Source organism: Arthrobacter sp. MDT2-3, from assembly GCF_059090465.1.
The window spans coordinates 586,440-598,871 of sequence record NZ_JBNHFS010000002.1 but is presented as its reverse complement, the minus strand read 5'-3'; the positions used below and the strand labels follow the sequence as shown (position 1 = coordinate 598,871).

The following is a 12,432-nucleotide window of genomic DNA, read 5'->3' as shown; positions in this document are numbered from 1 at the left end:
TCCTGCCCAATTTTTGAGGCAGGACTGGCAAGTGTTGGGGCCCGCACAAGCGATGCGGGCATTTTCATAGGGAGAGCCGGCTAAAGAAAACGCTGTACAGACTGCTGGGATAGCAGCCAAGAGATGCAGCGGGAAGTCCTGCCACGGGATTGCGAAAGCGCCGGACTTCTATGTGACCGGCCGGTCAACGTTTGCCCGGCACCCACGGCACACGTACTGCGGCTCCGCTCACCTCGGGTAGTGCCGCCTGGCCCCCTATGGATGAGGAATTCTTCCCTATGCCCGAAAATCACAACGACTCCACCTTCGAAGCGGCAACCGCCGAAACCGCCGCCGTCGAATTCACCGAGGCCGCTGTCCCCGCAGCAGCGCCCGCCCCCGCAGCCGAAGCTTCCCTCGAAGCACCGGCCGCCCCCGCAGCCGAAGCTTCCCTCGAAGCACCTGCCGCCCCCGCAGCCGAAGCTTCCCTCGAAGCACCTGCCGCCCCCGCAGCCGAAGCTTCCCTCGAAGCACCGGCCGCCCCCGCAGCACACGCTGAGCAAGCTCCCGCAGCCAACGCTGAGGAAGAAGAAGGCATCAAGTTCGCCGACCTCGGCATCGATGGCCGTGTGCTGGCCGCCCTGCAGGACGTCGGCTACGAAAAGCCGTCCCCCATCCAGGCAGCCACCATCCCGCTGCTGCTGGAAGGCCGCGACGTTGTTGGCCTCGCCCAGACCGGCACCGGTAAGACTGCAGCATTCGCAGTACCGGCACTGTCCCGCCTGGCCGAACTCCACGACCTCAACGGCCCGTCCCGCAAGACCCAGGCCCTGGTGCTGGCCCCCACCCGCGAGCTCGCGCTGCAGGTGGCGGAGGCCTTCACTTCCTACGCCAAGCACATTGACGACTTCACCGTCCTGCCCGTCTACGGCGGTTCCGCCTACGGTCCGCAGCTCGCCGGCCTGCGCCGCGGTGCCCAGGTTGTTGTGGGTACCCCGGGCCGCGTGATCGACCATATCTCCAAGGGTTCCCTGGACCTGTCCGAACTCCAGTACCTGGTGCTGGACGAGGCTGACGAGATGCTGCGCATGGGCTTCGCTGAAGACGTTGAGCAGATCTTCCAGCAGACCCCGTCGGACCGCCAGGTGGCCCTGTTCTCGGCCACCATGCCGAGCCAGATCCGCCGCATGTCCAAGCAATACCTGAACAACCCGGCCGAGATTTCCGTCAAGTCCAAGACCACCACCGGTGCCAACACGCGCCAGCGGTACCTGCAGGTCATGGGCCCGCACAAGCTCGACGCCATGACCCGCATCCTCGAGGTGGAAGAGTTCGACGGCGTTATCGCCTTCGTGCGCACCAAAATGGCCACCGAGGACCTGGCTGACAAGCTGAAGTCCCGCGGTTTCCAGGCTGCTGCCATCAACGGCGACATTCCGCAGCAGCAGCGTGAGCGCACTGTCGACGCGCTGAAGGAAGGCCGCATCGACATCCTCGTTGCTACCGACGTCGCCGCCCGTGGCCTTGACGTGGAGCGCATCAGCCACGTCATCAACTACGACATCCCGCACGACACCGAGTCCTACGTCCACCGCATCGGCCGCACCGGCCGCGCAGGCCGCTCCGGCGACGCCATCCTCTTTATGACGCCGCGGGAGAAGTACCTGCTGCGTTCCATCGAGAAGGCAACCCGCCAGCCGGTGGAGCAGATGCACCTGCCCACCGCGGAAACCGTGAACACGCTTCGCCTGGGCAAGTTCGCCGAGAAGATCACCGAGACGCTTGCGTCCGAGGATGTCTCCGCGTTCCGCGACCTCATCGCCTCCTACGAGGAAGAGCACAACGTTCCGGCTGCGGAAATCGCAGCGGCCCTCGCCGTTATGGCGCAGGGCGGGCAGCCGCTGCTGGTCAAGGAACTGCCTGCAGCTCCCGAGTTCCAGAAGCGCGAGCGCTCCAAGGACGGCTTCGGCTCCCGCGGGCCCACCCGCACGCTCACCGAGGGCAATGCCACGTACCGGATCGCAGTGGGACGCCGCCAGCGCGTTATGCCCGGCTCCATTGTGGGCGCCATCGCCAACGAGGGCGGCATCTCCTCGGCCCAGATCGGCGGCATCGATATCCGTTCGGACCACTCCCTGGTGGAGCTGCCGGCGGACCTCAGCCCCGAGCAGCTGCGTGCCCTGTCCCGCACCCGGATCGGTGGCGAGCTGATCCACCTCGAGCTGGACAACGGCCGCAAGCCCTCCGGCGAACGTGGTGCCTACCAGGGCAACCGCAGCGGCGACCGTGGCGGTAACTTCAAGGGCAACGGCGGGTTCAAGAAGGAGTTCCGCAAGAACGACGGCGAGCGTTCCTCCGCGGACCGCGGCGGCCGCTCGTACAGCGAACGTTCCTTCAGTGCTGACAGCGGTGCCACCCGCGGCCAGGCCAGCGATTCCCGCTTCGCCGGCCACGGCGACGGCTCCCGCAAGCCCCGCCACGGCAACGAGGGCGGACAGCGCGACTTCAACCGCAAGGGCAAGTGGTAACTAGTCAGCTCGTCTGACAGGTTCCCCCGGTGGGCCGGCTTTCGAGCCGGCCCACCGGCATTTAAAAGCCTTTTACGGACGACGGCGGAGGGCGGCACCGTGTCGTCCGGCACTTCCAGCGCGCCCAAGCCTGTGAGTTTCTGTGCAGATATGCGGACTTCGACGGCGTTAAAGCCTGCATATGGGGACAAAAATTCATGGGAAGTGTGGGGATCAACACATCCTTGTTCCTGGTCCTTCGGGAAAGGTGCGAAGCCGAGAATACTTAAGGAGTGAGAGGGCTTCATTTCCGTTGATTTGCCGGCATTTTCCGGCCGTTGGAGGGCTGTTTGGGCAACTGTTTCGGCCCTTCCTGAACTGCCCGGACGCCGATTTGTTGGTGGTGGAATCTTCCGGTAGAGTATTTACTCGTTGCCCCCCTAGCTCAGTGGTAGAGCGCGTTCTTGGTAAGAACGAGGTCACCGGATCGATTCCGGTGGGGGGCTCTGAATGAGGGCCTGTGTCAAGGCGGTTTTGACCGGCTTGACACAGGTTTTTCTCATTCGTGGCGGTGTAGCTCAGTTGGTTAGAGCGCACGACTCATAATCGTGAGGTCGGGAGATCGAGCCTCCCCACCGCTACAGGCTAAGCCCCTGGAATCCCCCGAGATTCCGGGGGCTTTTCCGTTGGAGGCGAAGTGCCGCTTTCAGGTGCAACCCCTGAGATTCCTCTCACATCCCACTGCTTTTCTGGGTGCTGGATGATTTTGGATGTTTTGAACTGACCGGAGCAAGCGCCACGGCTTAGTGGCCCGCTTGCCGCGGTTGTACTTCCGCTGCGCAACACCATGCAGACAACGCCGAACACTGACTGGGGGACCGTTCCCGGAATGTCAGCAAAACATCATCGTGGGTACACGCGGAGGCAACCCTGCGCCAGCATACTGAGGCCGGGGGAGCACTTCGACAAAGGAAAGGACGCGTCATGATCAGCAATGACAAAGCTTTTATCCGTTCTTATGATGAGCTCTCCGCAGGAGATGCCATCGAAGCGTTTTATGGGAACACTTTGGTCCACCGCGGTCCGGTCACAGAGGTCGCGCTGGACCAGGGGTTGCTCTGGATTCTGGACACTCTGACAGGCAGCCGCCGCCTTCTCGACATCTCGGAACTCGAGATCGTGCGTTTGCCGGCGCACTACCGTGAAGTCCTGGTAGGGGCACCTGGTCAATAGGAACGCGCGCCATCGACTTGAACGGTAGCGCGTGACAAGTTCCCTGTTTCCCCGTAGCTTTGCCGCATCTTACCGATGGGGAAACGCATGGACATCTTTGACGCAATCCTGGTCCCGTTCAGATGGTTAGTGTCTGCCGTAATGGTCGGCTTGCATGAAGGGCTGAGCGCCGTCGGCATGCCTCCGGCCAGCGGCTGGACATGGACCCTGTCCATCATCGGGCTGGTTCTGCTGATCCGCGCTGCCCTGATTCCCGTGTTTTTGAAGCAGCTCGACGCCCAGCGCCGGATGCGGCTCCTGCAGCCGGACTTAAAGACGCTGCAGGAAAAGTACAAGGGCCGGACAGACCCGCTCTCCCGCCAGTCATTGGCCCAGGAGCAGATGGCCTTGTATAAGAAGCACGGGACCAACCCCTTCTCCGCCTGCCTGCCCATGCTGATCCAGGTGCCGTTCTTCTTTGCGCTGTACCAGGTTCTCGCCGGCATCAGCACCCGGGCAGCGCAGGGTGAGGGAACGGGCGCCATGAGCCACGACCAGGTAGTACAGTTCGACCAGTCCAGCATCTTCGGCGCCACATTGACGGCATCAGTGCTGCACGGCGGCAGCGGCAACCAGACAGCCGTTATGGTGTTGACCATCCTGATGATCCTGGCGATGACCGCCGCGCAGATTGTCACGCAAAAGTTGATCCTCGCGCGGAACGCGTTGCCGGGGGACACCGGAAGTCCCTTTATGCGGCAGCAAAAAGTGGTGCTCTACACGTTGCCGGTGGTGTTCGCGCTGGGAGGGGTCTTCTTCCCCATCGGCGTCCTGGTCTATTGGACAGTCACCAACGCCTGGACCATGGCACAGCAGTTTTTCGTCCGTGAACGGCGGACATCCGGAACTGCATAGTCCCGCCGGAACGGGGACACAGTCTTACCCAAAGCCTGAAGTGCAGGCACAATGAGCCCATGGCTGAGCTTATCTACACGGGCATTGCATCCCTGGACGGCTACGTCGCTGACCGCCACGGCAACTTCGACTGGAGTGCCCCGGACGAGGAAGTCCATGCCTTCGTCAACGACTTGGAGCGCGACGCCGGCACATACCTTCTGGGGCGGCGCATGTACGAGGTGCTGTCCGTCTGGGAGACCCTGGGCGGAAGCGACGACCCGCCCGTCATCCAGGACTACGGGCGCATCTGGCGGGCAGCAGACAAGGTGGTCTTCTCCACGACATTGGACGCGCCGCTGACCGCCAGGACGACAGTCCAGCGCTCTTTCGAACCCGATGCCATCCGGGACCTGAAGGAGAGCAGCAGGGGCAGCATCGGCATTGGCGGCTCCACCCTGGCAGCCAGCGCACTCCGGGCGGGGCTGGTGGACGAGTGCCGGGTCTTCCTCAACCCGGTGGCAGTGGGAGGGGGCCTTCGCTTCCTGCCGGACGGGCTGAACCTGCGGCTTGAACTCCAGGACGAGCGCAGGTTCCGCAATGGAGTGGTGTACCTCAGCTACCGCACTGTCCCCTGATCCTGCCAGGGGTCGAACGTGCGGCGATGTGGCGTATGCGGGATGGGGGAGCAGAATGGGGCCATGACCCGAATCGCAATCATCGGCGGCCACGGCAAAGTGGCCCTGCATCTGTCCACCCTGCTCACGGAAGAGGGCCACAGCCTCACCTCGTTCATCCGCAACCCCGACCACGCGGGGGACGTCGCGCAAACGGGCGCAACGCCGTCGGTCCTTGATATCGAGAATTCCACGACGGCGGCCATCGCGGAGGCACTGACGGGCCACGACGCTGTCGTCTGGTCAGCAGGCGCGGGCGGCGGAAACCCCGCCCGGACATTCGCTGTGGACCGGGACGCGGCCATCCGTTCGATGGATGCCGCAGTACACGCCGGAGTGGACCGCTACGTGATGGTGTCCTACCTGGGAGCCCGCAAGGACCACGGCGTACCTGAGAGCAACGGCTTTTTTGCCTACGCCGAGGCGAAAGCTGCCGCTGACGAGTACCTTCGCGGCACCGGCCTCTCGTGGACCATCCTGGGCCCGGGCACCCTGACCGACAAGCCCGGCACGGGTTTGATCAAGGTAGATCCCAACCCGGGGGAGGGAGACGGCGGCACGTCGCGCAGCAACACCGCCATCGTGGCAGCAGCCGTGCTGGACCTGCCGGAGACGGCGGGACGGACGATTGAATTCTGCGACGGTTCGCTTCCGGTGGCCGCAGCGCTGGAATCACCGGCGTAATTTGCCGGAGGAATCACAACCTCGGTTCTGGTGCCCAGGACCATCCGGGGGCTGGGCACGTCCCAGGTGAACCGCGTCAGGAAACGGGGTGCAAGGGTTTCGGCAACGAAGCGGGGTAAAGGTCAAGAGCGTGCTCCTCGACATAATCGAGGGCAAGGCGGATGGCACCGATTGACACAATGCCATCCCCCAGGGAGGAGGCTTCCACACGGGGCGGAGTGAAAGTGTACTTCGGCAGCTGCTCCTCGATGGCGGGGATGAGGGCGCGGGCAGAGGCTGCGACACCGCCTGCGAGGACGACGAGCTCAGGGTTCACCAGCGTGCTCAGCGAACCAATCACGCGTGCCATGCGGTGTGCGACACGGTCGAGGACTTCCTGCGCGGCATTGTCGCCATCCCTGGCCGCGGCGAACACCATCTCGGCCGTGAGGCCGGCCGGTGCGCTGCCGGACAGCTCGTGCAGCCGGGTCTTTGCATTGGCGGCGAGCGCTTCCTGGCCCCAAAGTGCTACATAGTGCGCGATGCCGATGGTATCGCCTACGCCTTCGACATTGGCCAGGTACCCCAGCTCCCCGAAGCCGCCAAGCTGTCCGTGGAGCAGGCGACCGGATTCGAGTACGCCGGAGCCCAGCCGGTCCCCGGCTAGCATGACGATAAGGTTGTCAACGCCTTGGGCCGTCCCCTGCCAGCGTTCGGCCAGGGCGGCAAGATTGGCGTCGTTCTCCAGCAGCACATGCCAGCCGTGCCGCTCCGAAACAAGCCGGCGGACATCAAAAGACTTCCAGAATTCCTGAACCGTGAGGACTTCGCCGCTCCGACTGACCGGAGCGGCGACCCCAACGGACACGGCAAGAACGGAGTCTGGGGACACGGCTGCCTTGTCCAAGGCCTCTGCGGCGATCCGGTCCAGTACATCGGCCCGCTCGTCAGCGGGTAGGTTGTGCGCCCGGAAGGGTGTCGTGACCCTGGAGAGGGCCTTTCCCGCCATGTCGGCGACGATGGTGGTGATCTTGTTGGCGCCAATATCGATGCCCAGAACGCTGGCCGCGCGATCGTCAAAAACGAATCTGCGGGCCGGCCTGCCTTTGACATAACCCTCGGTGCCCCGTTGGTTTTCCAGCTCCTCAAGCCATCCGAGCCGGACGAGCTCATCACAAATCGAGATAACGGTGGCCCGGGAAAGCCCAGTGGCAGCCATAAGGTCCGTGCCCGTCATGATGCCGGCCCCGCGCATTGCCTTAAGCATGGCACTGGCGTTGACCCTCCGCAGCAACTGTGTGGACGGTGCAGTCTCATTCATCAGGGGCTCCCCATTCTTCCGGGCTGCCACGGGACGTTGACCAGCCCTTCTAAATTTAGGCCATAAATATACCCGGGAAACAATGTGGCATGTGCTTGACGCTGTGACCCACGACACTCCATAATATTGATAGGAGCTAAATTTATAGCTTGTATCAACTCGACGGGCGGCATCGGCTAATCCCCGCCGTAGCCCCGCGGCTCCGATCGCCGCACCACGAAAGGACGAGGGTGTCTTCGAACTTGACGCGCACTAAACGCATGGCCGTGCTTGGTCTCTGTCTGGCTCTGCTCGCCGGCCTCCTCTCAGGCTGCGCTGGAGACTCCGGCAAGGAGACCATCCGGTTCACCTTCAGCAAGCGGGAGGCCATCGGTTTCATGACGAAACTCGTCGCCGACTACAACGCTTCGCAGGACAACACAGAAGTCGTTATGGATACCTCGGGGGTTGACGTCGTTTCAGCCAGTTTCGTCCGGGGCAATCCGCCGGACATCGCGCTCGCGAACTACAACATGGAAACGGCCAGGTTCGTGCAGCGCGGCGCGCTGAGTGACTTGTCCGGAACGCAGGCCTCAACCCGTATCCGGAAGGACCTGCAACCCCTGATGGACCAGTACGGCTCGTATCCAGGCCGCACCAGCGCCCTGCCGTACTCGATCATGGCGTCCTCCGTCATCTACAACAAGGAGATCTTCGCTGCCCACGGCATCGATGTGCCTAAGACCTGGAGCGAACTCATCGCGGCGTGTGATGCGCTGAAAACCGCCGGGGTGACGCCGTTCTACGCAACGTGGAAGGACGACTGGACAGTCGCCCAAGGGTGGTTTGACTACTCCGTGGGCGGCCAGCTCGACACCATCGACTTCTTCCGCAAGCTTTCCGAAGCAGGCACGGAGGTGGGACCGGATTCACGGGCGTCATTCGAAAAGGACTTTCAACAACCCGTCGCGAAAATGCTGGAACTGGCGGGCAGCTATGTCAACAAAGACGCCGCGAGCCGAGCTTATGGCGACGGCAATCTCGCGTTTGCGCAAGGTAAGGCAGCAATGTATCTGCAGGGCCCGTGGGCATTCGGCGAGATCGCAAAGAGTGCTCCCGACCTCCAGCTCGGAACCTTTCCGCTGCCGATGACAGAGAACCCCGAGGACCTGCGCGTCCGGGTCAACGTGGATCTCGCCGCCTGGATTCCCGAAGGATCCAAGCACAAGGACGCTGCCCGTGACTTCCTCGAGTACCTCTACCAGCCGGAAGTTATCGAAGCGTATAACAAGTCGCAGCTGGGCTTCACGCCCACTATCGATGCCGCCGGAGCTCCAGACCCGCGGATCGAGGGGATGGTCGAGTACTACGAAAAGGGCCAGGTCTATCAGGGTCCGTCGGTGCTGGTGCCGCGCACCATCCCCATCATGAATCACGTCCAGGCGCTCGTGTTGGGCGCAGATCCTGCAGCCACCTTCCGCACACTCGACGCAGACTGGGCGCGCCTGGCGTTCCGCCAGTAGCGCTCACAAGGGAGCCAGATACATGTCCATCACCACAGCAACAAGACCGGGGCAGGAACGCCCGCAGACCCGCAAAAAGCGGCGGGTCGAACCGATTTTCTACCTTTTCCTCTTGCCAAGCCTCGTCCTCTTTACCCTGGCGATCACGGTTCCAGGCCTTGTTGGCATCTTCTTCAGCTTCACGAACTCCATCGGAATCGGCGACTGGGAGTTCGTCGGACTGACCAACTACATTGCAATTTTCAGCGATCCTGCCATTCTGCAGAGCTATCTGTTCACGTTCGGATTCTCGATTGTGACCGTGCTTGTGGTGAACGTCATCGCTTTCCTTCTCGCCGTGGGGCTCACGTCGCAGATCCGTATGAAAACCGCGTTGCGGACCATCTTCGTCATCCCCATGGTGGTCTCCGGCATCATCATTGCGTATGTTTTCAATTTCCTGTTCTCGAACTCGCTGCCCTCGGCAGGTGCGGCAGCCGGGATTTCCTGGCTGGAGACGAGCCTCCTGGCAAACCCTGACCTTGCCTGGGTCGCCATCGTGGTGGTTACGGCCTGGCAGGCGGTGCCCGGGGCGCTGCTGATCTATATCGCCGGACTCGTCTCGATCCCCGGGGAAGTGTATGAGGCCGCGGACATCGATGGCGCGAGCAAGTTCCAGCAGCTCCTGAAAATCACCGCTCCGCTCGTGGCCGGCTATGTGGTGATCAACATCATTCTCGGATTCAAGGGCTTCCTCAACGCCTACGACATCATCGTCGGACTCACCAACGGCGGCCCGGGCACCTCAACACGAAGCATCGCGATGACCGTCATCGCTGGCTTCAATGGCGGCGACTATGCCTACCAGATGGCCAACGCGACCATCTTCTTCGTCGTCGCTGTCCTCATATCTCTCCTGCAGCTTTCGCTGACTCGCGGACGGAACACACTCTGATGACCTCACCATCCACCCTCACCGCCGGGGATATTTACCGCACCGAACCAGCACCTGCCGAAGCCGGACGACGACGCGCAGGTTTGAAGGTCGAACGGGTGAACTGGCCGGCTACCACCATCCTGGTACTCTGTGCGGTCACTGTACTGCTTCCGCTGTACGTTACGCTCTCCATGGCCTTCAAAACCCAGGGGCAGGCTGTGGACGGCAACGCATTTTCATTCCCTGCGCCCTTAAGTATTGACGGCTTCGTCCAGGCGTGGACCTTGACCAACTTCCCCGTAGGCGCTGCAATGTCGTTGCTGGTGACGGCGGGGACTGTGGCCGCGACGATCGTGCTGGCTGCGTTTGCCTCGTACGCGATCGTGCGCAACTGGGAACGCAGGTTGTTCCGGTACTCCTTCTACTACCTGCTCGCAGCGATGTTCATCCCGTTTCCGGTCGTCGCGCTGCCGCAGATCCAGTTGACCGGCCGCCTGGGCCTGGACAATCCGCTGGGCGTGATTCTGCTCGCCACGATGTTCCAGTTGAGCTTCAGCGTGCTGCTGTTCACCGCATTCCTGCGCTCAATCCCGATGGAATTGGAAGAGAGCGCCCGCATTGACGGCGCTACCACCTGGCAGACTTTCTGGAAACTGATTTTTCCGCTGCTGGCGCCGATGAGCGCCACGGTGGGCATTTTCGCCTTCCTCTACGCCTGGAATGACTTCATGATGCCTTCGTTGATCATCTCCGACCCGGCGTTGCAAACCCTTCCAGTGCGGCAGAACCTGTTCCAGACCCAGTTCAGCAACAACTACCACGTCTCCTTTGCGTCCTACCTGATGGCCATGGCTCCGGCCATCGTGGCGTATCTCTTTACCCAGCGGTGGGTTATGGCAGGCGTTACCCAGGGCGCCGTCAAGGGCTGAGCCTGGTCACTTGCATGGCCGGCCCGCAGTGAGCAAAAACGCAAGCAATTCAGCATCCACGCAAGAAACTCCAGCCCCAGAAAGGGGAAACCGTTTGTCCATCCTTTCGAGCCAGACGCCCGATGCCGACACCTGGTCCACGTCAGCCAGCGATTGGTGGCGCCAGGCCGCGGTTTACCAGATCTACCCGCGCAGTTTCGCCGATTCGAACGGGGACGGGATCGGGGATCTGAACGGCATCACCGGGAGGGTGCCGTACTTGAAGAGCCTTGGTATCGACGCCGTGTGGCTCAGTCCCTTCTACCCCTCCGCGCTGGCTGACGGCGGCTACGACGTTGATGACTACCGTGACGTTGATCCCAGGATCGGCAGCCTCGCAGATTTCGACACGATGACCGCGGCTCTGCACGCCGGGGGCATCAAAGTGATCGTGGACATTGTCCCCAACCACTCCTCCAACCGGCACGTCTGGTTCCAGGAAGCCCTGGCCGCGCCCAAGGGTTCACCGGCCCGCCGCCGGTACCATTTCAGGGACGGCAAGGGCGCGCATGGCGAACTGCCGCCGTCGGACTGGACAGCCGCTTTCGGCGGCCCCGCCTGGACCCGGACGGACGACGGGCAGTGGTATCTGCACACCTTCACCCCGGAGCAGCCGGACTGGAATTGGGACAACCCTGAGGTCCGTGAGGACTTCCTCAAGACCTTGCGCTTCTGGGCTGACCGCGGTGTGGACGGCTTCCGCGTGGACGTGGCCAACCTTCTCGTCAAGGACCTCCGGCCCGAACTGCCCAGTAGGCAGGAACTGGATGCCATGGACCGTACCGCCGGGACCCACCCGCTCATGGACCGCGACGAAGTCCACGAGATCTATGCCGAATGGCGCAAAGTATTCAACGAATATGACCCGCCGCGCTTCGCTGTGGCGGAGGCCTGGGTGGAGACCGCCTCGAGGCGGGCCAAGTACGCCTCCCCTGAAGGCCTGGGCCAGGCTTTCAGTTTCGACCTGCTCATGGCCGACTTCAACGCCAGCCAGTTCCGCGCCATCATCGCCGACAACCTCGAACAGGCCCGCCTCACCGGCTCCACCACCACCTGGGTATTTTCCAACCATGACGTCACGCGCCACGCCACGCGTTACGGTCTCGAACCGCTCAACGGGCGGCCGGGGAAACCGGGAGTGGACTGGGTCAAAGCGGGCGGTCCCCGTCAAGCACTGGACGTCGAAGGAGGCCTCCGCCGAGCCAAGGCCGCCACGTTGCTGATGCTCGCCCTTCCCGGCTCCGCGTACCTCTATCAGGGCGAGGAACTGGGCCTGCACGAGGTTGCGGACATCCCTGCTGACCAGCGCCAGGACCCTTCGTTCTTCCGGGGCGCGGAGTACGACGGCCTGGGCCGGGACGGCTGCCGCGTTCCACTGCCCTGGGAACCTTCCGGACCTTCCTTCGGTTTCGGTGCCAACGGTGCCCATCTGCCTCAGCCGGACTGGTTCGCCGAATACGCAGCCAGCACCCAGGAGGCGGACAACGCCTCAACCCTGCATCTCTACCGCAAAGCGTTGGCACTGCGGCACAAACTTCAGGGCGCCGAGACCCTGGAATGGAAACACGACGGGAATGAACAGGCGCTGCACTTTGTGCGCCCGGGAGGGTGGCACGTCGTTGCGAACTTTGGTACCGCCGCCATCGAACTTCCTGAAGGCAAGGTCCTGATCTCCAGCGCCGGCATCGAAGGCGGCAAACTCCCGGGCGAGGCAACCGCCTGGCTCAGGGCCTAACGCGACGTCCCGCCCAGGCAATGCAGTCGCTGTTGACGGCCGCCGCGTTACCCGCACA

General features: G+C 62.8%; 10 protein-coding genes and 2 tRNA genes. 11 read left to right on the top strand and 1 reads right to left on the bottom strand.

Going from position 1 to position 12,432, the window contains the following annotated elements; all coding sequences use genetic code 11:
• Positions 1-278: 278 nt before the first annotated feature.
• From AC5RUQ_RS08435 to AC5RUQ_RS08405, 7 genes are all read left to right on the top strand, one after another.
• Positions 279-2,507 carry a DEAD/DEAH box helicase gene (locus AC5RUQ_RS08435; protein ID WP_493946847.1) on the top strand — a complete coding sequence of 743 codons (2,229 nt, stop codon included), beginning with the start codon at positions 279-281 and terminating at the stop codon, positions 2,505-2,507.
• 413 nt (positions 2,508-2,920) lie between these two features.
• Positions 2,921-2,992, top strand: a tRNA-Thr gene (locus AC5RUQ_RS08430).
• 61 nt (positions 2,993-3,053) lie between these two features.
• Positions 3,054-3,127, top strand: a tRNA-Met gene (locus AC5RUQ_RS08425).
• A gap of 343 nt (positions 3,128-3,470) precedes the next feature.
• On the top strand, positions 3,471-3,719 hold the full coding sequence (locus tag AC5RUQ_RS08420; RefSeq protein ID WP_493946846.1) for a hypothetical protein: 249 nt from the start codon (positions 3,471-3,473) through the stop codon (positions 3,717-3,719).
• Between the two features lie 87 nt (positions 3,720-3,806).
• The gene (yidC, locus tag AC5RUQ_RS08415) at positions 3,807-4,613 is read left to right on the top strand and encodes a membrane protein insertase YidC (protein WP_493946845.1); all 807 of its coding nucleotides are present in this window, start codon (positions 3,807-3,809) and stop codon (positions 4,611-4,613) included.
• A 59-nt stretch (positions 4,614-4,672) separates the two neighbouring features.
• Positions 4,673-5,230, top strand: a complete 558-nt coding sequence (locus AC5RUQ_RS08410) for a dihydrofolate reductase family protein (protein ID WP_493946844.1) — start codon at positions 4,673-4,675, stop codon at positions 5,228-5,230.
• A 63-nt stretch (positions 5,231-5,293) separates the two neighbouring features.
• Complete coding sequence (locus AC5RUQ_RS08405; protein WP_493946843.1) at positions 5,294-5,953, top strand: SDR family oxidoreductase; 660 nt, start codon at positions 5,294-5,296, stop codon at positions 5,951-5,953.
• Between the two features lie 76 nt (positions 5,954-6,029).
• Here AC5RUQ_RS08405 and AC5RUQ_RS08400 read toward each other — a convergent pair whose 3' ends face one another.
• The gene (locus AC5RUQ_RS08400) at positions 6,030-7,256 is read right to left on the bottom strand and encodes an ROK family protein (protein ID WP_493947189.1); all 1,227 of its coding nucleotides are present in this window, start codon (positions 7,254-7,256) and stop codon (positions 6,030-6,032) included.
• Positions 7,257-7,513: 257 nt separating this feature from the next.
• Between AC5RUQ_RS08400 and AC5RUQ_RS08395 the strand changes: the two genes are divergently transcribed.
• From AC5RUQ_RS08395 to AC5RUQ_RS08380, 4 genes are all read left to right on the top strand, one after another.
• A complete protein-coding gene (locus AC5RUQ_RS08395; protein WP_493946842.1) occupies positions 7,514-8,755 on the top strand; it encodes an ABC transporter substrate-binding protein in 1,242 nt (413 codons plus the stop codon).
• 22 nt (positions 8,756-8,777) lie between these two features.
• The gene (locus AC5RUQ_RS08390) at positions 8,778-9,689 is read left to right on the top strand and encodes a carbohydrate ABC transporter permease (RefSeq protein WP_493946841.1); all 912 of its coding nucleotides are present in this window, start codon (positions 8,778-8,780) and stop codon (positions 9,687-9,689) included.
• The gene (locus AC5RUQ_RS08385) at positions 9,689-10,600 is read left to right on the top strand and encodes a carbohydrate ABC transporter permease (RefSeq protein WP_493946840.1); all 912 of its coding nucleotides are present in this window, start codon (positions 9,689-9,691) and stop codon (positions 10,598-10,600) included. The genes AC5RUQ_RS08390 and AC5RUQ_RS08385 overlap by 1 nt, the downstream gene beginning before the upstream one ends.
• A gap of 94 nt (positions 10,601-10,694) precedes the next feature.
• Positions 10,695-12,374 (top strand): glycoside hydrolase family 13 protein, encoded by a 1,680-nt coding sequence (locus AC5RUQ_RS08380; protein WP_493946839.1) that lies wholly within the window; start codon positions 10,695-10,697, stop codon positions 12,372-12,374.
• Positions 12,375-12,432 lie beyond the last annotated feature (58 nt).